The sequence below is a fragment of the Algoriphagus mannitolivorans DSM 15301 genome (assembly GCF_000429425.1).
Taxonomy (GTDB): domain Bacteria; phylum Bacteroidota; class Bacteroidia; order Cytophagales; family Cyclobacteriaceae; genus Algoriphagus; species Algoriphagus mannitolivorans.
Genome location: NZ_AUBV01000006.1, coordinates 100,277 through 125,825 on the forward strand (window position 1 = coordinate 100,277; position 25,549 = coordinate 125,825).

Genomic DNA, 25,549 nt, shown 5'->3' on the forward strand with positions numbered 1-25,549 from the left:
AAAATCATCCCTGACGTAAGATCTTTTCCATTTTTTTCCCTTTGGCCAATTCATCCACAAGTTTGTCCAGATACCTCACCTTCTGGGTCAAAGGGTTTTCGATTTCTTCTACCCGGTATCCACAGATGACCCCAGTGATCAAAGATGCATTGGGGTGGAGATTGGCCTTTTCAAAAAACTGCGAAAAGGTGGCTTTTTCCTGAATCAATTTCTCAAGGTCTTGGGCAGAAAATCCAGTAAGCCAAGTGATGACTTCATGAAGCTCGTCCACCGTTCTGCCTTTCTTTTCAACTTTGGCGACATAGTGAGGATAAACTGATCCGAAGCTCATATCCGCAATTCTTTGGTCTGTTGTGCTTGAATTTTTCATGGGTCTATGGGGTATTTCTTTTTTAACTCTTCAAATATTTCCACCGGAGGATTGATCCAGGGCAATTGTAAGTTTTCCTGAATGATGTTAGGTGAAACCGGGTCAGTGCTTTGGTAATACTCTGCTTCAAAATCTTTTCCCCAATATTCAAAAGCATCCAAGATGATCTCCCAATAGCTTTGTTCGATGATGTTATGGGTGTAGTCATCCGTAGGCTCGGCATAAAAATCAGGATGTGCTTTATATGCAAAGACCGGCCCTCCTTTTACCTCGTATTCCTGTATCAAATCCGTGACCTCAAATCGCTCATACCCTAATTCCCAACTGTCATAGGTTGGAAGATCTTCCAAAGGAACAATATACAGCACTCCATTGAGCATGGTGTTTGGGCTTTGTCGGATATTCAGGAAAAGTAAGTTTTTGGGGACGATCGTGTCGCCATTCACCAAGATTGCGGATCGGTAGAATTCTCCATTAGGAGTAAAACCCGGAATGGTGGTCGGCAGCACAAAACTCCAGGAGCGCTTGTAGCCTAGGATATGTGCTGGTAAAAATGGGCCGTCATAGGATTCCTCCAAAAGCCCGGTTTCAATCAGCTTTTTGGACATCAGCGAACCATAGCCAAACATGCCTACATGTCCTTCTGGAATGACAAAGGTCTTTTTGGATTCTTTGCAGCCGAGTAGAATCAAAATCAAGGACAGGTGAAGGAATGCTTTGGATAGTATTTTCATCGGAAAAAATAATATGCTGGATTAGATGGGAGTAGGATTCTAAGTTACTTTTTTTTGAATAAACCCTTGTTGAATTAAATGATCAGTTTGTATTTTTTGGGATGGAATTATCGATCACAGACACTCGACTTTTTGGTGAAATCGTCACTTTTAATCATGAGAAACATTTTGGTTTCATTAGGACGCAGGAGGGGGAGAGCTATTTCTTCTATCAGTCTGAGGAAAACTTCATGGTAGATATGGAGGAAGGACTGATTTTGAAACGATACTATGCGAATGTCGGAGATATTGTGTCCTTTTGCCTTAGGCCTAACTTTCGGGAGGATGATCCCCCAGTGGCTGCTGGCTTGATCAGAATGGGAAATTTTCACCGGCTGAACATGATCCGGATGGGTAAAAAGCAGGACTGTTTAATAGGGACCCTTTTGGCTTTTGGAAAGACCTTCAGGATCCGTCATCGGGAAACCAAAGCTTTGGTAAATGTGGTTTTGAGTCCGTCCTCCAAGGATCCAGAACAATGGCTCACCGAAAAACTGGGTTGCTGGGTGAAGTTTAAGCTTACCCATAATGAGGATGAAGAAAAGGTCAATGCCTATGTAATGGGTATTCCTATTCGAAATGGAGTGAAGAGGTTATTGATCAAAATGGAAGCTGGCGAGTTGGTTCAAGGAAAGGTAGTTCACCGATCCAATGCAGGCATCACATTATTTCTCTCAGATCATTACCTCAATGGAAATCTGAGTATCAAGTCAGCTACCACTCCTGAGGAGATCGCTTATTTCGAAAATATCAAAATGGGGCAAATGGTCAGTGCCTACCCCATTGAATACAATTTTGAAAAGGGTTTGGTCAAAATGGACTTTTTTAGACCAAGAGAATCAACAGAAATTCCAATAGAAATTCAGGTTTCTGAGGACCTGGAACTCCAGTTTGAATAGTGGGTTTTCTGAGCTACAAGGATCGGTTCAATCCCTAAAAAGCCGAATCCAATCCTGCTCAGCTGCGACATAGCCGAAGGAAGCAAAGGAGTTTGTCTCAAGCAGGCCTTCCATCAAGTTTTTGGCCAATGCGGTATCCCCGTGGTACAAATACCAATTAGCAACTCCATAGCGAACCGCATCATTGGAAGGATTGCCTCCCGGGCCTTGCTGAATCAGGGAATCCACCGGGATCCATCCCTTGTATAGCCTACAAAGGTCTGCATAGCTTTGGTTTTCTATGACTGTAGAGTCTCCGTGGATTGGCGCCAAAAGTGAATCGGCTTTTGACGGATTGCCCATTCGCTGCTGAATCATGTAGAGCCAATGGGTACTGGAGACGATGTTGTCATAGTGACTTCCACTGTCCCGGCATTTCAGATAGGCTTGGTATGCTTTTTCATAATCCCCCACGAGGTAGTAAGCTAAGCCAAGATGGTAATAGATATTTCCATGAAGGGAACTGACTGGGATATTCAAGGCATTTGGCATGCCGTCTGGCTCGATTTCGTTAGGAGTTCCTTGGATTAGCTCGGCAGCTTTTTCCAAGTCTGCGATGGCTTTGTCAAATTGCCGTACGGAAATGTATCGATGACCTCGATGGCGGTAAAGCTTAGGCTCCGAGGGAAATTTTTCGATTCCTTTGGAAAATATCGCTATAGCCTGTTGGTATTGCCCCAAGTAGGCAGTCCGGCGTCCATACCAAATCAATGCCTCCAGATCTTCTGGATTTGACTCGTAGGCAGCTTTGGCTTCTTGGAATTGGGAAAGGGCTTTTTCAGACGGAGCAGGAATGGAATATTCTTTTCCCAGTGCGGTAACAAAGACCGAATCCGTGGCAGGAAAATCCCCCATTGATTCTGTGGTAGGCTGATTACAGGCCCAGGAAAGAGCAGAAAAAAGCAGTAGGCAAGAAAGGGTTCTTTTCATAGTGGGGGAGAATTACTTCAGTGAAAAATAAGCTTTTCCAGTATTTATGTGTTCTGACAACAGACGTTTCTCTAAAGTTTTTTGAGATTTTCCACATCAATTTTGAAAAGTTCAGCGGCATTTTGCCAGAGAATCAAATCTTTTTTCTCCTGGGTAAGGTCAAGTTGATGGATGAATTTCAAATAGGAACCCATGTTTGAAATCGGCCAGTCTGTTCCGTAAAGCAAGTATTTCGGATTTCCTGCATAGGTGATCATCTGCTCGATTTCATGCTTCATAAACCGTTCAAACTTTTCAGAAAAGTTGCCTAAAACAAGTCCTGAAATGTCAGAATAGACATATTGGTTTTTGTAAACCACTTCCATGCAGTCCTTGATCCATGGATTTCCCAGATGGCAAATCACGATTTTCAATTTTGGATAATCTACCGCCAGATCATCAATCTGCAAGGGGTGGGAATATTTCACCCGGCCCGTAGGAGCGTAGGTGTCACCGGAGTGAAACATGACGGGGACATCGTATTCGATTGCCATTTCATACCAGACTTTCAATCGGCTGTCATTGGGATAAAAAGGTTCGTATCCGGGATAGAACTTCAGTCCTTTGACCAGCCCACTTTCAAGATATTCTCCGATTTGTCTGATATCCCAGTGGTTGTAGTGCAAGAAGCTAATTCCAGCTACTACGCCCAGATTATCCCGGTGTGAGATTGCTTCTACCACTTTTTGAGTGCTGGGCCGGTGTTCGTTGACTTTGTAAGAAGTTAATACCAAGGAGTAGTCCACTTCATTTTCTGCCATATTTTCCAGAAGCAGGTCCAGGCAATCTTCCAGGGATTTGACTCTGTCTTCATGATAATTATTGATATGGGTATGAACGTCTATAATCATTGAGAATAAGTATTAAATGTTAAAATAGGATTGAGTGATGCCGGAACTACTAGATTAACCAAAAATCAACCATAATTCCAAATCTGCGAGAACTTAGGGCCGATGCGTCTTTTGTTTATTTCTTGTTCTTTACAAAAACGATTGCGTAAAAACACCTTCAAATTTCACTCTTTGGAGATCAAGAAGGTTTGTTTTCTGGATTTTTGAATCTTACTTCAAGAATCAACTCCGCTGATATTCACTATGAACCCAAGGAAACTGCTTACTTTTCTATTTGTCCAGGTTGCTGCCTTTTCATTTGCGCAGACAAATAACTCACTTGTCAATCTGGTGAATCCATATGTGGACAGTAAAAATTCCCGTTGGTTCTTTTTTAACACAGCCACCCGTCCTTTTGGGATGGTGAACTTGAGTCCGGACACAGACATGGACACGGATTGGGGTTCGGGTTACCGCTACGAAAGTGATTCGATCAAGGGGCTTAGCCATATTCACGCTTGGCAGCTTTCTGGAGTGTCCGTGCTACCTGTCTCCAACATCAATTTGCAGAAAAAAACAGATTTTGGATCTCCTTTTTCCCATGATTCAGAAATAGTAAAGCCTGGCTACCATCAGCTTTTCTTGGAGCGATATGGGATAAAAGTAGAGTTGACATCTACGCTGAGAGTAGGGTTTCATCGCTACACTTTCCCCAAAAATTCTCCTCAGCAAGTCATGATCAGACTTGGTGGAATGCTGGGCCCCTCTGAAATTCTGGATGGGGAAATTGTCCAGATCAATCCGACTACTTTCCAAGGCTATTTGATTAATGGGGGAAATGTCCGCAGACCGTTGGATACACATGTCTTTTTTGCCATTCAACTTAATCGTCCTATTTCAGGGATCAAAGGCTGGTCAGAAAAAGGAGTGACTTCTTATTTGTCTGAGATTCGTGGTAAAAACTCTGGGGCACTGTTGAGTTTTGATTCTTCAGAGGAGGAATTGCTCATGAAAGTGGGGATTTCCTATGTCAGTGCAGAGCAGGCAATGATGAATTTAAATTCTGAATTGGCCCATTGGGATTTTGAACAAGTAAAGCAAGAATCTTTCGAGGAATGGAATAGCTATTTGGGCAGAATTCAAGTCGAAGGAGGCACTGAGAAGGACCGCAGAAGATTCTATACCGACCTTTTTCATGCGCTTCAGGGAAGAAGGACGATTTCAGATTTTGATGGAAAATATGCCGACATGACCAGTGGCAAACTTTTGGTGAAGCAAATCCCCCTGAATGAGTCGGGAAAGCCCGCTTTCCGACATTTCAATTCGGATTCTTTCTGGGGCGCCCAATGGACCATCAATACGCTATGGCATCTCGTTTACCCAGAGATTACTGAGGAATTTGTCAACTCCATGCTTCGGTACTATCAGGATGGAGGATTGATTCCTCGCGGTCCATCCGGTGGCAATTACACCTATGTGATGACGGGAGCTTCCAGCACTCCGTTTATCGTCAGTGCTTATCAGAAGGGAATTCGGGGATTTGACGTGAATATGGCCTATGAAGGACTGAAAAAGAATCACCGTCCGGGAGGAATCATGGAGCGGGCAGGATATGAGCATAAGACGACTTTGGGGGGAGGGTTTCAGCATTATTTGAGAATAGGTTATGTTCCTTGGCCTATTCCGGAAGGCAGAAGGTTTGGATATCACCAAGATGGCCCAAGTTTGACATTGGAATATGCTTACCAAGACTGGACCTTGGCACAGTTGGCTTTGGCTTTGGGTGATGAGGCGACAGCTGATGAGTTTTTGCAGCGATCTGCCTATTATAAAAATACTTTTGATCCTGTGTCAGGCTGGATGCGTCCAAGAGATGTGAAAGGAAATTGGAAAACGCCTTTTGATCCTTATGAATACAATGCTGGATTCAACGAAGCCAATGGAAGTCAGGGAACCTGGTTTGTGCCCCATGATCTGGAAGGGCTGGCGGAATTGATGGGAGGAAAAGAGAAGGCCATTGAAAGGTTGAATGCCTCATTCGTAGAATCTGAAAAATTGGGCTTTACTTCAGGCACTTCTCATGCTCAAGAAACTCATCCCGAATACCGTAGAATCCCGATAAATTATGGGAATCAACCCTCCATTCAAACAGCTTTTATTTTCCACAAACTCGGGAGGCCTGATCTCACTCAATATTGGTCTAGAGCGATTGTAAAAAGAGTTTATTCAGATTTAAGTCCTGAAAACGGGTACAACGGAGATGAGGATCAAGGATTGATGGGAAGCTTGGCCGTACTGATGAAGGTGGGCCTGTTTCAAATGAATGGAGGAACAGAAGCGGATCCAGCATACCAAATTGGCAGTCCTATTTTTGATCGAGTTACCATTAGTCTGAACCCAAACTATTATTCTGGTAAACAATTCGTCATCAAGGCGGAATCAAACAGTCCCACCCATGTGTATGTGAAAGGGGCGAAATGGAGAAATCAAATTCTTGAGCATCTGGAACTTACCCACTCTGAAATTACAGAGGGAGGGGAGCTCGTACTGCAAATGAGTGAAGTGCCGAGCCGGTTTTGATTGAGGAGTACTTGATTTTAACTAAAAGGGTTTAATCAAATATTCAATCTTCCTGAACATATTTCCTCCAATTGTGCTGCTCTTGGAAGCCTAAGACCTCACGGATTTTTCGGTTGGAGAATAGAGCCTCATGTTCTTCCAATTCATATTTCAGAGGAACTCGAGGGAAAAACCTTTCCGCAAGCTCCTTGCTGGGAATCACAGCGCCATTGTGGTCATTCCCTGCATTGAATATTTGAAAGCCCAAGCCGTCTTTTTTCAAACACAAGTCCACGATTTGACCTAAATCTCTGGCATCGATATAACAAAAGGCATTTCGTCTCCGCACTTGTGGATGCTTGAAGTAATGTGGGAAAAGCTCTGCGTATTCATGGGGTTCAATCACATTTCCGATTCTCAGGGCATAAATATCCACGCCAGTTCTTCGCTGAAAAGCCCGGGCGGTTTGCTCATTGACTACTTTGGAAAGTCCGTAGCTGTCCATAGGATTGACGTCATATTCCTCGTCAAGAGGAAGATATTCCGGATCGGTTTTTCCATCAGAAAAGCAAATCCCATATGTCGTTTCAGAGGAGGCGATGATGATTTTTTTGATTCCAAGTTTAACAGCAGCCTCAATCACATTATAGGTTCCGACGGTATTGACCCGAAAAGTTTCATTGTCGGGTTTGATCAATATGCGAGGGACGGCCGCAAAATGAACCACCGCATCAAATTTGGGTACCCCAGTTCCCGGTTCCATCTCATCAAACCCAGCGTACATGCTCATCGCATTAAACATCTGACCTGAATCCGTAATATCTGCTGTAAGATTATCCACTCCGGGGTGATTGAGTGGTGTCAGATCTACATTGAGGACTCGGTGGCCTTGTTCCAAAAGATAGGGGATGACGTGTTTTCCGGCCTTGCCAGAGCCTCCTGTGAAAAGAATGCGAAGTTTTTGCATAAATGGTTCAGATGTAATGCGATTGACAATTCTTGGTTTAGAAAAAGTCTATCAATTATAAGATTTACTAGATAATACACTCTGTTGAAATCAAACGCTTATTTAGCTTTAAATAATGATTCATAATATTGGGATTTTTCCAAATTTCCTTTCTCTTTCCATAAAAGGATTAAATTCCTTACAGCAATTTCGGATTGACCATATTTCAAAGAATTCTCATAATTGGAAATGGCTAGGTCCTTCTGGTTTTGAATCAAATACAAGGTCCCCAAATTCACATAAGTTTGGAAAAAATCAGGAGATTCTGCTTCCAAGGATTTTGTGTAATAGTTGATGGCTTTTTTATAATCTTTTTCAAAATTGGTAGCAATAAAACCCAGGTTCTTTAGAGAAAAGTAGTCCTTTGGGTTTTCCTTTGAAACTCGCTCAAAGATTTCTTTTGCCTTAGTTATTTCGTTTTCTTGTAAAAGGCTATGTGCCCAGGAGTTTAAGAAGTTTGGTAATTCCTTTGGATTTCCATATTTCTCAAAGTCTGATAAACTTTTTTCAAAATAATTAGCTGCTTCTTTGTAATTGCCTACATTATAACTGTCTATTGCCTCTTGATATAAAGGGACTTTTAAGCGATAGGTGTAGCTCTCTTTAAGTTTTGCTACTAGGGTGTCAGAAGGGAAGTAATAATGTGCAGAATCCATCAGCTGGAGTGCCTTTTCATTATTCCCAATTTTGCTATTTAGTGCAGCATTGTATTTCCAAGCTTCTATTTCACCTTTGTTTTTGACTGAAAAACTATCCAGAAGATTAATAGCATCTTCTTCTCTTCCTAAACCTTCCAGAATATTTGAATAGGTTTTGGCGTAGATGTAGTACTTGGGTTTTTGGGTGTAAGCGATTTTGATATACTTTTCAGCGCTATCAAGTTGGTTTAATTTTAAATATGCCGCAGAGATATAGAATTCTCTTTTGGTGTCAAAAGGATTTGGATTTTCTTCTAAAATGTTGATTGCTTCTTGGAATTTATTTTCTTTGATAAGATAGGAAGCTATTATTGTATTAATAGGTTCTGCTGAACTTGATAAATTTGGGATTTTTGGAAAATTTTCTGTTAAATATTCAGCGTTTAACATTTTGTTTTCTACAAAAGATGACTCTTTTATTAAGCGTTGCGTTTGAAGAGATTTTACATTTAGGTATAAAAAATAAATTGTAGGTGTTGTTATTATTAACAATACAATAGTTATAAACTTATAAATCTTATTTGATTTGAATTGAATTATATCCCATGTTATACTTTCAGAGTTGGCTATAGCTAAGCTTAAATAAATTATAAATAAGGATTGAATTTCTGGTCGATCTTGTGGAAAATTAAATAAGGCGTCAAAGGTGTAGGCAATTAATCCAAATGTTGCCAAAAAATGTAAATCCAGACTTCCAATTGTTTTTCTTCCTCTTAAATAATTCAGCATGTTTGAAAAAGAAAAGAAAAATATTCCTATAAAACAAAGACCTCCAAATATTCCAGTTTCTGCTATGATCTCAAGAAAATCATTGTGAACTTTATAGTGGTAAGTAAAGTCAGCCCTTGAAAGGTTTTCTTTTTCCAATATTCTAATTTTCCAATTTCCTAATCCAACTCCTAATAGAAAATCATTTTTTATAAGGTCTTTTGTTAGTCCCCAAGAAATAGACCTTTCACTTGCTGTGACATCTGATTGAATCGTTGCAAGACGATTTGTGACGCTTTGATCATAAATACTTCCTGTTTTTGGATATAAGTTAGTTTGTACGAAAGAGAATGTTATCCAAGAAAAAATTAGAACTGTGAGGTAGGTTAGTAGTAGGTTGATTTGACTTTTATTTTTTTCTTTTAAGTAAATTATGATGATGAATATAAAGTAGAATATGGAAATAACTAGTAATGCTAAATACATAGATCTAGTACTTAAGAATAACGTTGCTAAAATCCCAAATAAAAGACTGGTTATTCCTATTTTCTTTCTCCAAGAATTCTGAAAAGTCAATAGAAAAAGGGAAAAGGGTAATTTGATTAATATTGCTGCAGATAAAATATTTTTGTTTGAATATCCTGCTTTTATTTCAATAATGTCTGGTAATTTTCTGTTAATAAAATTGTTTATTTCAATAAATACCTGAATAGAATCAAATATTAGCAAGGCAGACATGGCAATTGCCAAATGCGTGATTGGTTTTTTGTCCTTGAGTAATACGGACGATAATATCCAGACTGCAGTAAAAACATTGAATATTTTACTGAAATGAATTATTGATTCCGATAAATTTATTGATTTTACAAAAGAAAGTAAGGATATTAGAATAAGTCCTGTATAAAGAATCCCTATTTTTGTTTTTATAAAATGAAAAAAGTCAACTGAATTAATCACATTAGACTTTGTGAAAAGTGCGCTTGCTAAAATTAATAGATTGAATATTGTTATAGCTAAAAAATTGGGACCATTGGTATCAAATGAGTTAAAGTTTGGGGTAAATATGGTAATAAATCCATATCCGAAAAGTATTATTAAACTTGTCCAATTAATTGGCTCTAAGTTCTGAGATTTTTTCTTCATAAATTTTATATAAATTTTCTTTAGTTACTTCAAAGTGTCTCTGGTAAATGGTACAAACCGAACTGGAAATAAAACTTTGGTTCTGATTTTACCTTTCTTTTTCTCTAAAATCCTAAGTTCCTGAGTATTGGAAGTTGGGCCGACAGGAATGATCATTTTCCCTCCTTCTTTTAATTGGTCGATCAAAGGCTGGGGAACTCTTTCAGGAGCGGCAGTGACAATGATCGCGTCAAAGGGTGCCTCCTCAGGCCAACCAAGATATCCGTCCCCGATTCGTACTTGTACATTTTTATACCCTAGTTGGGCAAGATCTTTTTGTGCTTTTTTTCCCAATTCCTCCACTATTTCAATGGTAAATACGTCTTTTACTATCTCACCCAATACAGCCGCTTGGTATCCCGAGCCCGTTCCGATTTCCAAAACCTTCATCTCAGGTTTGGGATCAATTGCTTCCGTCATAAAGGCTACAATATAAGGTTGTGAAATGGTCTGTCCATTTCCAATCGGCAAAGGAGTGTCCTCGTAGGCCAAATGACGCACATCTCCCGGGACCAATTGGTGTCTGGGTACCTTGAGCATCGCTTGGAGAACTGCGTTGTTCTTGATTTCCCTGGCTTCCAATTGGCTTTTAACCATGTTTTTGCGCAAGGTTTGGTAATGGCCAGTTTGAGCCATTGTAGTAAGGAAAATCAGCAACAGCAATCGGAGCATTGTAGGGAAATGTTTGCCGGAAATTTTTTTAATATACCAAATTTGAAAGGCAAAGGGAATCTAAAAGAAGCTTTGGATTTCGCTTGTGTATATTTCCTTTGCGTCTGTATTAGAAAAAATCTCATGATGACTCGAATTATTACTCTTCTTCTGGTTTGCCTTTTATCTTATTCTGCATTTCCTCAGGAAAAACCCTGGATGTTGGGACCTTTCCAGCGTCCTGAAAATGCGCAACCGGTCATTTCACCATTGCCAAATTCTTCCTTCCAAGACCCAATGTCTGGGCGGAAAGTCTTTTGGGAATCCATGGCAACCTTTAATCCTGCCGCAATTGTGAAAAACAATCAGGTGCATTTGATTTATCGGGCAGAGGAAAAGTTGGGGGAAAAAGAAATTGGAGGCCATACCTCCCGCTTGGGAATGGCGGTTTCCTCAGATGGATTCAATTTTGTCCGGGAGAATCAGCCGTTCTTTTATCCTGATAATGACTCCCAAAAAAAGTATGAATGGACAGGAGGTACGGAAGATCCTCGAATTGTGGAGACTGAGGAAGGGCTATATGTATTGACTTATACCCAATGGAACCGGGATGTGCCCCGATTAGCCGTTGCCACCTCCAAAGACCTGCGAACTTGGGAAAAGCACGGACCTATTTTTGAAAAGTGGAAGGATGGAAAATACCATAACACCGAATCCAAGTCTGGAGCGATTGTTACCCAACTGAAAAATGGAAAGCTGGTAGCAGCAAAAATCCATGGGAAGTATTGGATGTATTACGGGGTGCCACATATCTGGCTGGCTACTTCCGAGGACTTGGTTAATTGGACTCCGGTGGAAAATCATGAAGGTAACCGGGTGCCAGTCCTGAGCCCAAGGCCGGGATTTTTTGATTCCTGGTTGGTAGAAGCAGGACCTCCTCCAGTCCTTACCGAGGATGGAATTTTAGTCCTGTACAATGCCGGAAATTCCCAGCCAGTCGGGGTAAAGAATTTGGGAAACCGGGTCTATACGGGTGGGCAGGCTTTGTTTGATGCTCAAGAACCTTGGAAATTGCTGGATAGGACTGATTCACCTTTTATCCAACCTGAGTTGCCTTTTGAAAAATCCGGCCAATATCCTGAAGGAACCACCTTCTTGGAAGGCTTGGTTTACTTCCATGGAAAATGGCTGCTTTACTATGGAACCGCTGATTCTATGGTCGGGGTGGTGAGTGCTCCGGTCAAATAACCCGACTTCCAAAAAATATAGCATATGGTAGGTTAGGTAAGCTTACCTACCATGTATTATCAAATATCATATCTCTGAATTAATAGGATTAAGTCATTTAGACCTTTGACGAGAATCTATCTACGAATATTCCAACTGATGCAATTCAGAATACCCCCATTACGGGCAAGATCATTGGCTTCAATAGGGATAATGGAATGATTGGGAAATACCTGATTCAGTATTTCAAGTACTTCATCATCTTCATCGAATCCAAAAACCGGGACAAAAATCACCTTTTCCATCTGGAGGTAATTGATGTAATCTCCATTGGCATGATCATTACTGGAGTTTCCATAAACATTGTAGGGAAGCTTGATTACTTTCAATCCGGTATTGTGAAGGGCAATTTCGTAGGCTTCATAGAACTTTTTGGGTTCTTTGGAATAGTCATTTGCCAAGACGGTATGCTCGTCCACAAAGCGAACCATTCCGTCGGCATGCCCCGTGAAATCTCCGGGCTGAACCGGTAAAAGAAATAATCGGTCCAATTCTAAAAGGCTTTGAAGCTCATCCAATAAATCATTCCTTTTCCAATCGGGATTGTCTTCAAAAATCCGATCCGTGATAAAAGCCTGATGGGCTGAGCGAACCAGGTTTCCACCATCCAATACGATTTCAGATTTCTGGACTTGAATTCCTAAACCGGCACAGATGCCATCGACATCGGATTTGGTTTTTTCATATTTCTTGAATTTCAGGTAACTGGGATCATAGCTGAACTGTACAAACTTCTCCCCAACCTGAATTGGCATATAGTCCACTGCCCAGACATCTTTGGTATTGGGTAAAAAATCGAAAGCCACTTTCTGCTTATTTAATTCTTTTTCCAATCGTGCATAAAACTCAGGATACTTTTTGGGAAGCGTATCAGCTAGGTAAAGAAAGTTGGTTTGGGAGTCGGGAGTCATTTTTTTGGATCTATCGAGAAAGCATAGTTTCTTCCATGCATTCCATTGATCTGTGCATTTTTTCCCAATCCTTTTCTGGGACCTGCGGTTATTGGTAAAGATTCAAGACCTTCTTTTTGGATCAGTTTGGTTTGAATGGAACCCTCAAATGCATTAAACCCACTGAATAATGTCATGGCACAAATCATTGGACCTTTGATTACCTTTTTCTCATTTAAGTCATAAATTCCACGAATTAAGATTCCACCTGTTCCTTCAAGTTCAGAATTATCCAAGGCAATGTCCACTCCAGAATAATGAAAGAACCAATCCCCAGCTTTCGGTTGAATGTGATTTCTTCCGTAGGTGGATTGATCTGGATGAGTTTTTGAATTCCAATAAAACTCGATCTCTATTAACCGATAGAGTTGATCATTTTTCTGAATTGCATACTGATCAAAAAGAATTCTTGCGATTTCTTTAAATCCGGTTTCGTTTTCTTTCTCAGGTGTGATTTTTAAAAAGTTCATCAATGTCGGATAGATTTTTATGTTTTTTAATATTAATTCAAAAGTTAGAAAGGAAGGGGGGTATCATCTTCTATTTGTCTTTTGCCGACACTTTTTGGATCGTTTAATTCCTTAAATAAATTTTCTATAGTTTCATCTACTTTAAAAAACTCTCTTTTAGCAGTATTATGTAGTCTACTTAAAATATCAAAATCATCATCACCTTTATAAGCTACAAAATTGTCTATTTTATCTCCATAGGAATTATATATTGCGAAGTCAATTGCTTCTATTCCGTTTTCTACCCAAGTATCTGTAGTTACAGCGCCCTTTTCTAAAAACAATTTAAATTCCTCATTTCTAGAAGTTTTTCCCCAAATAGCTTTTTTGGCCTCGGTTTTATTTATTATAGCATCGATAAGTTTTGATATGTTATTCGGTATCATATTTTTATTGATTTTAATTTTAATTCAAATTTTGTTAAATAAGTTGAAAGTTCTTCTAGATTTTTAACCACTTTTGTAAAATCCACTTTTCTTTTTGAATTTATCAGTGTTTCATTTAAGGAGTTTAAATCTATACCAAAGTCAAGAATTAATTTTTTATATTCTTCGTCAGATGTCAATTCATTCAGTAGAAGATCATTATTAAAATGTAATAGCATGTATTTTAAATCTAATGTTCTTAAACGAGCTAATTCTATTTTTTCATTTCTCAAAAATTCCTGAATTTCTTGATTTACCTTAATTGCTTTAGATATTTCTGATAATGAGTTTAATTGATTTACTTTTTCAAGAGTTAGATGTATTTGTTTGGATATTATTATAGATTCTTCCTTTAAAGCAAGAATATTAATATATGCTATTGAAAGACCTACAATTGAACAAATTGTTCCTATAACTGTAGCATAATTTGGTAAGGTCTTATCTGAATCTTCGAAAAAGTAAATGCAAAGTATGATTCCAACAACTCCAATAATTGATATAGATATTGTTTTTTTCATTTTCTTTGATGTTTGTTAACATTTATATTTTGCATTTTCTTATTTTTTATGCAAAATTTTAATTTAATCTTTATCATTGATAGTATTTAAAAATACAGATAAATTTCTTAAGAAAGAATTGTTATTCCTATTTCACAAATAACACCCCAACTCCCTTCTCAGTCGCTAGCTTATTAAAGGCTGGGATGGCTGTTTGAAGTAGACGATCGCCTTCGGCTTTGAGGGGTTTCCATTGTTCTGAAAGTCGGGCGTATTCGGTTTTGGTGCCTTCGTTGATTTTTGGAATGCTGCTTTCTCCATGATTGAGCATAAACATAAAGTTGGCGGTAAATTTATTCGGGAAGTTTTCCACATCGTCATAGGCGGTGGATCTCCGCTGAATCATGTCCTCATCCCAGGCTTTCAGTTCTTTCAGAAGTTTTTCTCTTGCGCTGGGTGAAGTTTGTAACTTCACCCAAATATCCTAATCAATTTGTTTTTAGAATAGGATCACCTTACAAACAACACCCCCACACCCATCTCTTTTGCCAATTGGTTAAAGGCGGGAACAGCAGTTTCCAATAAGCGTTTTCCCTCGGTTTGCAGCGGTTTCCATTCCTCCATCAGCCGGGCATTTTCCGCTTTGGTACCTGCATTGATTTTCGGAATGCTGCTCTCTCCATGGTTCATCATAAAGAGGAAGTTGGCAGTAAACTTATTCGGGAAATTTTCCACATCATCGTAAGCCGTGGAGCGTCTTTGGATCATGTCCTCATCCCAGGCTTTCAGTTCTTTCAGTAGTTTTTCTCCTTCGGTTTTCAAGCTGGCATATGCTGTTTGTTCTCCCAATTTTTTCAGCAAAGCAGCCAGTTGATCCTGATATTCTTTGGCGGTATTGATCATGTCGTGCATGGTTTTGACTTCCGCTTCCAATTGACTCATCCAGGCATGATAAGCTTGATAATCTGCGGCAGTCAGGTTGTATGCTGGAATGTCTTTGATTTCTGCCTTGGCTTCTGCAGTGCTGCCCATTCCGCTCAAGGTTAAGGTATAGGTTCCAGGAATGGCCTTGTGGCCTCTGTAGCTGGACTCGATGTACACTCCTTCAATTCCAGGAAGGGTAGGGTAGCGGAGATCCCAAACGAACCGGTTCAGTCCTTTACGGATGGAAAGGGTAGGTTCCAAAGGTGGGCCACCGTCCCAGCGTTTGGCTTCCGGGTTTTTCTTGGAGGAAAGCTTCCTGACCAAGTTTCCTGCAGCATCTTTGATTTCCAAAGTAATCTCCGTAGAGTCGTTCACAGATTCCGGCAAGTGGTAATGGATTACCATTCCATTGGCAGGATTTTGTCCTTGGAAGGGATGTGTTCCGGTGAAATCATCCAGATTCCCTCCGTTCATGCTGGAGTACCAGTTGCCTAAAAGTGCATCCTCGGGGGTGTAAAGCATGATTTTATCTGCTTTTTCTTTCACTTCCCGGACCACATTCAGTTCGTCCAAAATCCAGAATGAACGTCCAGAGGTAGCCACGATCAAGTCATTATGAGCAACTTTCAGATCAGTGATGGGGGTGATTGGAAGGTTGAGTTGGAATGAGCTCCAATTAGCACCTCCATCCCGGGAAATGTACATGCCCTGCTCTGTGCCGGCGAAAAGCAGACCTTTTTTCTCCGTGTCCTCTCTGACCACCCGGGTAAAGGCTCCGTAGGGAATTCCCTTGGAGATATTCGTCCAAGTCTTTCCGTAGTCCGTGGTTTTGTAAAGGGCAGGGGTATAGTCGTTGAATTTGTAGCGCGTGGTAGCAATATAGGCCGTGGCTGGATCGTGTGGAGACACTTCAATCGCATTCACTAGGCATTCCTTCAGGTCTTTCGGGGTGACGTTGATCCAGGTTTTTCCATTGTCCCGAGTCAGATGAACCAGCCCGTCGTCGCTTCCCGTCCAGATTACCCCAGCTTCATGAGGGCTTTCGATCACATAAGCCAAGGTTCCGTAGTTTTCTGCTCCTACCGCTTCGTTGGTGTAAGGCACTCCGCCCTTCCCTTGCTTGGATTTTTCATTTCGAGTCAGGTCTGGGGATACTTCCGTCCAGGTTTGTCCCCAATCCTGGGTTTTTAGCAATACCTGAGCGCCATGGTAATAGGTGTTCGGTTCGTGCTGGGACCAAATGATTGGGGCGTTCCAGTTGAACCTGTATTTCATATCCTTGGCATCCATACCCAAATATTGGATTGGGGCTGCCATGATATTGGTTGAGCCCTGAGTCTGCATATCCAAGACCTCAATGGTTCCCTGATAGCTTCCTCCTAGGACATATCTCGGATTGTCCGGATCAAAGGCCAAAAAGGCCGATTCACCCCCTGCGGAATAGTTCCAATGCTCCTGACCGATTCCTCCTCTGCCCAAAGCCATGCTGGAAATCACCACGGAAGTATTGTCCTGTTGACCTCCATAGATTCGGTAGGGGAATTGATTGTCCACGTTGATTCGGTAGAATTGGGCGGTTGGCATATTGTTCTGCGTGGACCAGGTTTTTCCACCATTGAAGGAAATGGATCCTCCTCCATCATCTGCAAGGATCATGTTATTGGGATTTTTGGGATTGATCCACAGGTCGTGGTAGTCTCCATGGGCTCCATCGACGTCTTCAAAGGTTTTTCCTCCGTCAATAGAAACCAACATCGGGGCACTTTGCACATAGACCTTGTGCTCATTTACAGGGTCTGCAAAAACCTCGATGTAATACCAAGCCCGCTGGGTAAGGCGGTTGCTTTTGTTTACCAAGGTCCAGTTTTCTCCGGCATCGTTAGAGACAAAAAGTCCTCCTAAATCTTTGTAGGTGTCACTTTCCACCAAGGCATAAACTTTATCGGAATTTGCTCTGGAGACGGATACGGCCATTTTCCCTTTTTCTTTCGGAAGGCCGTTTTCGATTTTTTTCCAGGTTTTTCCGGAATCGGTGGATTTGTACATTCCTGAACCCGGTCCTCCTGACTTTACCTGCCAAGGAAAACGCTGATGCTCCCACATGGCTGCGTAGAGAATTTCCGGGAAGTTCATGTCCATGGAAAGCTCCACTGCTCCGGTCATGTTGTCCACAAAAAGGACTTTATCCCAACTGAGGCCACCATCCGTGCTTTTGTAAATTCCTCGCTCTTCATTGGGTGCGTAGAGAGCGCCTTGGGCAGCCACGTAAACAATATCCGGATTAGTAGGGTGGATGTGGATTCGGGAAATATGCTGTGTTTTTTCAAGTCCCAACTTCTTCCAGGTCTTGCCCGCGTCAGTGGATTTCCAGACCCCATCTCCATAGGAGGTCATCACGCCTCTGGGTGCGTGCTCACCCATACCTACATAAATGATGTTGGAATTGCTTTCGGAGACAGCTACTGCCCCGACCGAGCCTGTGGTGAAAAATCCATCTGAGATATTTTCCCAATGCTGACCGGCATCGCTGGTTTTCCAAAGGCCTCCTCCAGTGGTTCCAAAATAGTAGGTGAGAGGATCATTGACCACCCCTGTGGCTGTCACCGATCTTCCCCCACGATAGGGGCCGATATTTCGGTACTTGATGGGGAGAGATTTGTCAAAAGTCTGGGAAAAGGCCGAGATGCTAAGGCCTAGAAAAAGGCTGAACAATACTTTTTTCATGTATTTGTAATTGATTTTGTCCGTGAAATGGAAACCCTACAGTCCGCATGGCTAATAATCATATCAGGAGGTGACTTTTGAGTCAGGCTCGATTTCATGTAAGGTTGGAATGGTTTTGAACCTTAAGATAGGCAAATCCTAAAAAATTCAGGAGGGAAATAGGGAAAGAAAAAGCCCGGTCTTTTGGACCGGGCCGAGTTGGTTTAGTTTCCCAAGGGCTTAATTGTTTTTTTCTCGACTATTGTTCCCACGTGAGGAGGAACTGGAGCTCCGGCTTGGGGCGGAGGTTTCTTTCCTTGCAGGTGCTGAGGATCGGACCTCAGGCTTGCTAGACGGAGTTCGGGATGGCTGAGATACTCTCGAATCTGAAGGCCTAGGACTAGAAGTACGGGTTTGTGTTTGAGTCCTTGAATTCGATTCTCTTACCTGCGGTTCCCGGCTAGGTGAGGATCCTCTTTGATCCACTGTGCCTCGTGAATTTGGCTGAGGCTGAGTCCTAACCTGGGAATCACGGGAAGGTTGGGTTCTGACCTGGCTTTCTCTGGAAGGCTGAGGAGATCTCACGGATTCCTGTCTTGAGCCCTGAGGCTGTGTAGCTCTGGAAGGAGCACTTCTCTCAGAGTTGGAAGGAGCAGGTCTCATGTCAAAGCCTTCATTTCTGGACGAAGGAGTAGCCGACCTTCCACTAGGTGCTTGAGATCTATTGACAGTTCCTCCTTGGGCATTTCCGGAACGACTTGGCTGGGAAGAGGGCCCCGAATTAGTAGGGTTGACTTGTCTGGATGATCTGGCAGTTCTAGCCTGATCTGCATCCAAAACTCTGGAAGGTCTGGCTTCTACGGTTCTTCCACGACTTTGCTCAATTTCAGGTCTGTATAGCCTTACCTCGTTTCTTGAGACAGCCATTCTTCCGGGTGCTTCTGAGTTACGGATATTGTACACAGGGACTACTCTTCGGGTAGTTTGCTGTACTTCTCTGTGACTTGGGCCTCCGTAGAAATGGTAATTGTTATACACCACTGTATTGTTGATGATTTTGGTGCGGTTGATGATTTTTACCCGGCTATGGTAAGGAGCATAGTAGTGAAAAGGGGTACTATGGTAAATCCTTGCATGCGGAATGAATAGCCAGTGATGTGCAGGAATATTCACTCTGATATTTACTGAAATCCCGGGGCCCATAGGAGCCCAACCATAATATCCACCGCCTGTTCTCCAGCTTACCCATGCCGGAGCCCATTCGTAGCCAGGGATCCAGGCCCAGCTTTGGTAGTAGTCATCGAAATACCATCTGCCATAATGGAAGGTCGCCCAGCCCCAGTCATAATCAGAGACCCAGGTGTTTCCGTATTGGGTCATGACCCAGCGTCCGTCGCTGCCGTAAGGATGGAAGTCATCATACACTGCTGGAAGCCAGATGTACCCGTGTCTCGCGTCTTTGACCCAATCTCCATAAGGAGTCAAGGCATCATAGAATACCTGAAAGCTTACTCCATTAAATGCAGATGCCTCAGTTTTGGAATGGATCAAAAAGCCTAAAGTCAGGGCTAGGCCTAAGATCATTTTTTGGATTCCCCGTGGTATTGGAAGATTTTTCATGGTAGTAGTGGTTAAAGGTGAAGGAAATGAATTTGAGGCTGGGGTACTTGAATTCAGGGTTTCATAGGCTTTTGTACAGTAGATGAAACGTTAGGATTAAAGGTTGCATGGTTTAATTCGAAAATCGAGCCAGTTTTTCGTTCTTGTTTAAAATAGGCTTGATTTTAAGTGGGTGTATCGAAAAAAAATAATAAAAGGTTGTATTTAATATTTCGAATTAATTAAAAAATAGAATATAAAATACATTACTTAAATAAAATTTTTATTTAATATGATTTCGGTAAATCTAAAAAAATCTCCAAGCTTTTTAAGGTTTTACAATTTTCTAAACGGATAAAGCCGGATTTTGGGTTTTATGGGAAATCAAAAAAAAATGAAAATATTTTTCTGGGAAATTCAAATTCCTTGAAATTTCAGTCTGAAAAACCTGATTTTTTGAATTGATGGGCAGGTGAATTCGGTTTTTGGGTGCTTTTTAATAGTCTCTTAAGGGTTGGAAAACTGCTAGTTGAGAATATAGCCGTCTTTCAGCTCTTGGTCGGAAATCAAGAATGCCTTAGTGCCTTTTCTGAAAATTCAAATGGGTTTTAGCAAAATCTGTAGTCTTAGGCGATGGTTTAGCCTATCCTATTTTTTACCAATTCGTCCATAACCCAGTTAGCTCTTGCGCCTGTTTTTCCCGAACTCGGGCAAGTCCCTTTACCCAGAAGTTCAGATACAATACTATCGATCAAAGGCTGCTGAATGTGCTTGGGTAACTCCACCTGAAAATGAAAAGGCTCCTCTCCATCTTTTAGTAAGAAAAAATCTCCTTTTCCAAAGGTAGCAAACCGGATTTGCCCTTGATTCCCATCAATGATCACCTCATCTACCTCTGCTATTTTGGAACTTGAAAAACACCAATTTCCAGTGCCAATAACTCCGGAATCAAAGACAAAACTCCCGGTCACTAGATCTTCTGCAGCGTAGGCTTTGGCCTGATTGGTCGAAAATCCAGCGGCATGTGTGATTTTTCCAAAAAAGAAGTCCATCAAGTCCAGCTGGTGGGAGGCTAAGTCAAAGAAATATCCACCGCCTGAGATTTCAGGGATTATTCTCCAGTTATTTTCGAGTTTGGCGATTATCTCAGGCTGGACTTCCTGCTTCAAATTGATGTGAACTGTTCTGACATCCCCGATAGCTCCGGCGTCTAGAAGCTCTTTGATTTTGACAAAATGCGGGAGAGATCTACGGTAATAGGCGACAAAAAGTGGAACTCCGTACTGCTCGCAAATCTCGATCATTTGCTGACATTCGGCATGATTCCTTGCCATGGGTTTTTCCACATAAACCGGCTTTCCGGCCTTTGCCGCTAAGGCGGTCAATTCAAGATGCGCATTGGGAGGGGTAGCGATATAAATCGCATTCACTTCAGGATCCTGGATCAAAGCTTGGGCGTCTGAGTACCATTTTTTGATTCCGTGCCTTTGGGCGTAGTCTTTTACTTTTTCTTCATCCCTACGCATGACAGCCACCAGTTGACTGCCTGGAATCAGATTCATCGCCGGGGCGGATTTGACTTCACAGACATTTCCAACGCCAAGGATTCCCCATCGAACTTCTGAATCACTGAATTTTTTCATGGAGGATTTTAGGAAAGAATTTGGGCTTTCGAATAGTTCTAAAAAGAATAAGGGGCTGTCTCAAAAGTAGGGTTTGTCACATTGAGCGTCTGCCTGAGGGCTAGGCTGGAAGTCGAAATGTTGGCAAGAATGCTGGAAACGGCCTTCGACTCCGCTCGGGCTGACAATGAAACTATTTATGAGACAGCCTCGACTTTAGTTTCTTATTGGGCTGGAGGAGGAGATCTCCTTTTCATTACCAAACTGTCCGCAGGATAGCTTGCCGCGAGCATCGCCATTTGGTCTTTGGCCCAATCGATAAGGACTTGACGCTCCTCATCGGATAGGTTAGCTTCCGGATGGAGTCCGAAATAGGTGTAGGACTTTAAAGGCATTTCTTTTTCTTCTACCATTTCGATGACCTCTTCGAATTTGTGGTTTTGCACAGCAATAGGAAGATTGGTGAATGAAGAGAAATTCAAATGACGCTTACCGTCATTGACGTGATCAGCCAAAAAGAATTTCACCGGCTGGATATTGGAATACCAAGGATATCGGGTCAGATTGGTGTGGCAGTCGTTACAGGCTCCTTTCAGGATGATGGCTACCTTGTCCGGGACATCGTAGCTTTTAGAAATGTCAAATTCATTGTCATTGCTTTCGTTTTTCTCAACAGGAATAAACTGGATTGCTACAAGCAAGACGATAAGTCCAATCGTAATTTTTTTGATCATGATTTTGCTGGGTAAAAGGAGTTTTAAATGTTAAATGCAGGCTTTGGTTCTCTATGAACCCGAAGATGGGTACAGTAATTACTTTCAAGTTAAGGACAAATCAGGAAAACCTATCAATCATCACGATCCCATTTTCCTGAAATGAATCCATGGAGATCAAGGCCTCTACCGAATCTTCAAGGCTAATTCTTTTGCCTATCAGCCTCTGGGGAGCGATTTTCTCTTCCAAAATCATCTGCATCATTTCAGGATAGGCATGAGCCTGCATCCCATGACTCCCGAGGATTTCCAATTCTTTCGCAATAACCAAATGCATCGGAATGGGTGGGTTGGATTCGGAACCAGCCATCAAGCCAATCTGAATATGTTTTCCCCGCTTTCTCAGGCAGGAAATGGAGTTGTAGCAAGTGATTTTATTCCCCAAGGCATCGACGGAGACATGAGCGCCCCCTTTAGTGATTTCCAAAATAGCCTCTGAGACATTGGGATGGGTTTTACCGTTGATCAAAACTGAGGCTCCGGCGGCTTGGGCAAGCTTTAGTTTTTCTTCAGAAATGTCAATCGCAATGACTTTTGCTCCCAAGGTGGCTGCAATCATTATTGCAGATAGCCCGACTCCTCCGCAGCCATGAACTGCCACCCATTGTCCTCCGGTGACTTTTCCCTGAGCTACTATTGCTCGAAAGGATGTAGCAAACCGGCATCCAAGGCTTGCAGCGGATTCAAAGCTGACTGAATCAGGAATCCGGACTAGATTAGTCTCCGCCCGATGGACGGCCACATATTCTGCAAATGATCCCCAGTGTGTAAATCCAGGCTGGAATTGGTCGTCGCAGATTTGCTGATTTCCGCTTTGGCAAGTAGTACATGTTCCGCAAGCGCAAACAAATGGGACGGTAACCCGGTCTCCAATTTTCCAGTTTTTTACCCCTCTTCCTAACTCCATAATCACTCCCGCAAACTCATGTCCCGGTACATGCGGAAGCACAATGTCCGAATCATGCCCCATCCATCCATGCCAGTCACTTCGGCAAAGCCCAGTGGCTTTTACTTGTAGAATCACTCCTCCTTCTGGAGCGACTGGATCTGGAACTTGGGTGATCATGGGTTTTTGCTGGAAGGATTCGACTAAGAGCGCTTTCATTGCTTCAAAATTTGAATGGAAATGTACTAAACCTGTTTTCAGATTTAGAGGTTTGGCATAAAACTTGAAAATTAATTATTTAGAAGCTATCTTGATTTTAAATAGGTTTTTGAGATTATGAATAGGCTTTTTTTCTTTTTGTCATTGATTTTTATTTTGAGTTTAATCTCCTGTAGCCCCTTTGATCCTCCTCCAATTGGTTCGGAGACGGGATCCATTTCCGGTTCTATTCAGCTATATGACGAAGGAGGAGCTGTACAAATCCCATCAGCTGGGGTGAAAATATCCTTGGAGGGTACCAATCCATTAATTCATACCTTTTCCGATCAATTTGGGAGATATGAGTTGAAAAATGTTCCATTTGGTCCGTATGTAGTAGTCTTCGAAAAAGTGGGTTATGGGACTTTCAAATACATGGGGGAGGAGGGTAAACCTTTTATTCACAGTTCCAAAGTCGTCAATACCCAGATTCCCAGTTTGGGTATTTCTGAAAAATCAACCACCCAGATTGAAGATTTTAACCTTGAAAAAGTGGACGGTGGCTATAACTTCATCATTACTTCCAGTCCTCCGCCGAGTCAAAGCCGAACTGGCTATTTTTTGTTTTTGATTTCTCATACGAATCCAAATTTTTCTGAGCTGAACTATGATTATCTATTTACTTTCAATAGTAGATCCAATCCTTCGATACTTTTCCTATCCGATGCGGTTGTTGAGACTTTGTTTAGCGTTAAATCCAATCAGGCGTTTATTCGCGTGTATGGGAATACGTATTTGAATAATGGCTACCTGGAAAATGGACGAAGAGTGTTCCCCAATCTTAATCCGGTTGCATCCAGAGTGATTCAGTTAGAAAGACCATAAAAAAACCCGTAAGAGTTGAATCTTACGGGTTTTTGAAGTTGACAGGAGATTTTATACCTCAAAGCCTTTTCGGTAGGTTCTTCCCACGAATTGGTTGGCGTCCTCGAAGTTAGTGATGAGCATTTTGTCACCGTCCCAAAGCAGTTTCTTTCTGCCATAGAATTCCATCTGACCTTTGGCGTTTTCTCTTCTCAGCATATAGCTACGAATGGCCAAATTCCCCATCAATACTGTTTCGGTCATCGGACCTGCATAGTCGAAAGAAGAAGTCAATCCTTTGTGCTCGGTCGAACCAAATCCAGCTTTACAAGCATCCACCCAAAGCCGTTGATGTCCATACTCCCGTTCGAAACCCTCCTCGGTTTGAGGGCCGATCTCTACGGTTCCGTCATTCAAATACAGCTTGGGCATCAAAGGAGAGGAATCATTGATATTGGTAGAGATAATGCCTTTGGATCCAATAATCAGAACTCCATTGGCAGAATTGGCACCTCCGATGTCGTGATCCGCAGGAATGATATCCGGATGTGGAGGTCTGATACCGCCATCCATCCAAGTCATTTCTATTGGAGATTTGCTCTTTTCTGTTGCTGCAAAATTGATGGTGATCAAAGAGGAAGCTGGACAGCCATCAGGGTTGTAGTCGGCGGTCCACATCTGGCTATACACTGAGCCTACGGAACATTCTGCTGAGGTAGGATAGTGGAGACCCAAAGTTCGGAAAGGAATATCGATCAGGTGACAGCCCACATCTCCCAAGGCACCGGTCCCGTAATCCCACCAGCCTCTCCAGTTGAATGGGTGGAGATTGGGAGTGTAAGGGATTTCCGGAGCAGGTCCCAACCACAAATCCCAGCCTAAAGCATCTGGCTTGCTGCTTGGATCTGGCTTCGGGAATGGACCTCCCTGAGGCCAAACTGGCCGGTTGGTCCAGATCTGAACCTTGGAAACAGGACCTATTCGGTCCTCATCTACCCATTGCTGTACTAATTTTAGCAGTGGATTGGAGCCTCCTTGATTTCCCATTTGAGTGACCACCTTTTGCTTTCTTGCCAGTTCGGTCAGCATTCTGGCTTCCCGGATATTGTGGGTCATGGGCTTTTGGACATAGACATGCTTGCCTCTTTCCATCGCATATTTGGCAGCGGGTCCGTGGACGTGATCCGGAGTTGAAATTGTCAATGCGTCAATATCTTTTTCTTTATCCAGCATTTCACGGTAATCGGCGTAAAGTTTTGCTGAAGGGAATCGCTCCACGGATCTTTTTGCAGAGCCGGAAAAATCCACATCGCATAGAGCGACTACTCGCTCTCTTCCATTGACTGAGGCCAATTCAATGTCGCTGGCACCTTTTCCACCAGCCCCAATAGCAGCCAAATTCAGCTGATCCGAGGGTGAGGTGAATCCAGTTCCTCCCAATACATGGCGGGGAACAATGAAAAATGAAGAAGCGATCGCCGCATTCTTGATAAACTCCCGCCTGGATTGCCCATTGGAGGAGTGGTCTGGGTTTTTCATGGTTTAATAGAATTTATGGTTATTCGGATTAGTAAAGTAGGAAATTATGGCTTCTTCCAGAAATCCCATTCAAAAGATTGATGAAAGGG

At 42.1% G+C, this 25,549-nt stretch carries 22 protein-coding genes; 4 read left to right on the top strand and 18 right to left on the bottom strand.

Annotation, left to right across the window (positions count from 1 at the left end):
- Window positions 1-4 precede the first annotated feature (4 nt).
- Both G458_RS0107130 and G458_RS0107135 read right to left on the bottom strand, forming a co-directional pair.
- The gene (locus G458_RS0107130; RefSeq protein ID WP_026951292.1) at window positions 5-370 is read right to left on the bottom strand and encodes a DUF2200 domain-containing protein; all 366 of its coding nucleotides are present in this window, start codon (window positions 368-370) and stop codon (window positions 5-7) included.
- On the bottom strand, window positions 367-1,104 hold the full coding sequence (locus tag G458_RS0107135) for a gamma-glutamylcyclotransferase family protein (RefSeq protein WP_026951293.1): 738 nt from the start codon (window positions 1,102-1,104) through the stop codon (window positions 367-369). Before G458_RS0107135 ends, G458_RS0107130 begins: the two co-directional genes overlap by 4 nt.
- 101 nt (window positions 1,105-1,205) lie before the next feature.
- On the opposite strand from G458_RS0107135, the gene G458_RS0107140 reads away from it, so the two are divergent.
- On the top strand, window positions 1,206-2,042 hold the full coding sequence (locus G458_RS0107140; protein WP_026951294.1) for a hypothetical protein: 837 nt from the start codon (window positions 1,206-1,208) through the stop codon (window positions 2,040-2,042).
- A 27-nt stretch (window positions 2,043-2,069) separates the two neighbouring features.
- Here the strand turns inward: G458_RS0107140 and G458_RS20355 are convergent, their stop codons facing one another.
- Together G458_RS20355 and G458_RS0107150 are read right to left on the bottom strand one after the other, a co-directional pair.
- Window positions 2,070-3,011 (bottom strand): tetratricopeptide repeat protein, encoded by a 942-nt coding sequence (locus G458_RS20355; protein WP_051287099.1) that lies wholly within the window; start codon window positions 3,009-3,011, stop codon window positions 2,070-2,072.
- A 71-nt stretch (window positions 3,012-3,082) separates the two neighbouring features.
- On the bottom strand, window positions 3,083-3,901 hold the full coding sequence (locus tag G458_RS0107150; protein WP_026951295.1) for an amidohydrolase family protein: 819 nt from the start codon (window positions 3,899-3,901) through the stop codon (window positions 3,083-3,085).
- Window positions 3,902-4,144: 243 nt separating this feature from the next.
- Here G458_RS0107150 and G458_RS0107155 point away from each other — a divergent pair, with 243 nt between their 5' ends.
- Window positions 4,145-6,460: a GH92 family glycosyl hydrolase gene (locus G458_RS0107155; RefSeq protein WP_035467887.1), complete on the top strand. Its 2,316-nt coding sequence runs from the start codon at window positions 4,145-4,147 to the stop codon at window positions 6,458-6,460.
- A 43-nt stretch (window positions 6,461-6,503) separates the two neighbouring features.
- Here the strand turns inward: G458_RS0107155 and G458_RS0107160 are convergent, their stop codons facing one another.
- The 3 genes from G458_RS0107160 to G458_RS0107180 all read right to left on the bottom strand — a co-directional run bounded on the left by G458_RS0107160 (window position 6,504) and on the right by G458_RS0107180 (window position 10,630).
- Entirely contained in the window at window positions 6,504-7,406 is a 903-nt protein-coding gene (locus tag G458_RS0107160; RefSeq protein ID WP_026951297.1) for an NAD-dependent epimerase/dehydratase family protein, read from the bottom strand.
- A 98-nt stretch (window positions 7,407-7,504) separates the two neighbouring features.
- Window positions 7,505-9,994, bottom strand: coding sequence for an O-antigen ligase family protein (locus tag G458_RS0107165; RefSeq protein ID WP_084438834.1), 2,490 nt, complete (start codon window positions 9,992-9,994; stop codon window positions 7,505-7,507).
- Between the two features lie 24 nt (window positions 9,995-10,018).
- Window positions 10,019-10,630: a protein-L-isoaspartate(D-aspartate) O-methyltransferase gene (locus G458_RS0107180; protein ID WP_245579243.1), complete on the bottom strand. Its 612-nt coding sequence runs from the start codon at window positions 10,628-10,630 to the stop codon at window positions 10,019-10,021.
- Window positions 10,631-10,831: 201 nt separating this feature from the next.
- On the opposite strand from G458_RS0107180, the gene G458_RS0107185 reads away from it, so the two are divergent.
- Window positions 10,832-11,932, top strand: coding sequence for a glycoside hydrolase family 130 protein (locus G458_RS0107185; RefSeq protein ID WP_026951300.1), 1,101 nt, complete (start codon window positions 10,832-10,834; stop codon window positions 11,930-11,932).
- Between the two features lie 116 nt (window positions 11,933-12,048).
- Here G458_RS0107185 and G458_RS20360 read toward each other — a convergent pair whose 3' ends face one another.
- The 10 genes from G458_RS20360 to G458_RS0107235 all read right to left on the bottom strand — a co-directional run bounded on the left by G458_RS20360 (window position 12,049) and on the right by G458_RS0107235 (window position 23,078).
- Window positions 12,049-12,882: an agmatine deiminase family protein gene (locus G458_RS20360; protein WP_051287101.1), complete on the bottom strand. Its 834-nt coding sequence runs from the start codon at window positions 12,880-12,882 to the stop codon at window positions 12,049-12,051.
- Window positions 12,879-13,391 carry a hypothetical protein gene (locus G458_RS21380; RefSeq protein ID WP_051287103.1) on the bottom strand — a complete coding sequence of 171 codons (513 nt, stop codon included), beginning with the start codon at window positions 13,389-13,391 and terminating at the stop codon, window positions 12,879-12,881. Before G458_RS21380 ends, G458_RS20360 begins: the two co-directional genes overlap by 4 nt.
- Before the next feature lie 44 nt (window positions 13,392-13,435).
- Entirely contained in the window at window positions 13,436-13,816 is a 381-nt protein-coding gene (locus G458_RS0107200; protein WP_026951301.1) for a hypothetical protein, read from the bottom strand.
- Window positions 13,813-14,373, bottom strand: coding sequence for a hypothetical protein (locus G458_RS0107205; protein WP_026951302.1), 561 nt, complete (start codon window positions 14,371-14,373; stop codon window positions 13,813-13,815). The genes G458_RS0107200 and G458_RS0107205 overlap by 4 nt, the downstream gene beginning before the upstream one ends.
- Window positions 14,374-14,500: 127 nt before the next feature.
- Entirely contained in the window at window positions 14,501-14,827 is a 327-nt protein-coding gene (locus G458_RS0107210) for a hypothetical protein (protein WP_026951303.1), read from the bottom strand.
- Between the two features lie 35 nt (window positions 14,828-14,862).
- Window positions 14,863-18,000 (bottom strand): VPS10 domain-containing protein, encoded by a 3,138-nt coding sequence (locus G458_RS0107215; RefSeq protein ID WP_026951304.1) that lies wholly within the window; start codon window positions 17,998-18,000, stop codon window positions 14,863-14,865.
- A 219-nt stretch (window positions 18,001-18,219) separates the two neighbouring features.
- Entirely contained in the window at window positions 18,220-19,599 is a 1,380-nt protein-coding gene (locus tag G458_RS0107220; RefSeq protein ID WP_026951305.1) for a DUF6600 domain-containing protein, read from the bottom strand.
- 617 nt (window positions 19,600-20,216) lie between these two features.
- Complete coding sequence (locus G458_RS0107225) at window positions 20,217-21,221, bottom strand: Gfo/Idh/MocA family protein (RefSeq protein WP_026951306.1); 1,005 nt, start codon at window positions 21,219-21,221, stop codon at window positions 20,217-20,219.
- Window positions 21,222-21,424: 203 nt separating this feature from the next.
- Window positions 21,425-21,934 carry a heme-binding domain-containing protein gene (locus G458_RS0107230; RefSeq protein WP_026951307.1) on the bottom strand — a complete coding sequence of 170 codons (510 nt, stop codon included), beginning with the start codon at window positions 21,932-21,934 and terminating at the stop codon, window positions 21,425-21,427.
- Window positions 21,935-22,034: 100 nt separating this feature from the next.
- Complete coding sequence (locus tag G458_RS0107235; protein ID WP_026951308.1) at window positions 22,035-23,078, bottom strand: zinc-dependent alcohol dehydrogenase family protein; 1,044 nt, start codon at window positions 23,076-23,078, stop codon at window positions 22,035-22,037.
- A gap of 117 nt (window positions 23,079-23,195) precedes the next feature.
- Here G458_RS0107235 and G458_RS0107240 point away from each other — a divergent pair, with 117 nt between their 5' ends.
- Window positions 23,196-23,942 carry a carboxypeptidase-like regulatory domain-containing protein gene (locus G458_RS0107240; protein WP_026951309.1) on the top strand — a complete coding sequence of 249 codons (747 nt, stop codon included), beginning with the start codon at window positions 23,196-23,198 and terminating at the stop codon, window positions 23,940-23,942.
- A gap of 51 nt (window positions 23,943-23,993) precedes the next feature.
- On the opposite strand, the gene G458_RS0107245 is transcribed toward G458_RS0107240, so the two are convergent.
- Window positions 23,994-25,460 (bottom strand): Gfo/Idh/MocA family protein, encoded by a 1,467-nt coding sequence (locus G458_RS0107245; RefSeq protein WP_026951310.1) that lies wholly within the window; start codon window positions 25,458-25,460, stop codon window positions 23,994-23,996.
- Window positions 25,461-25,549: the final 89 nt, after the last annotated feature.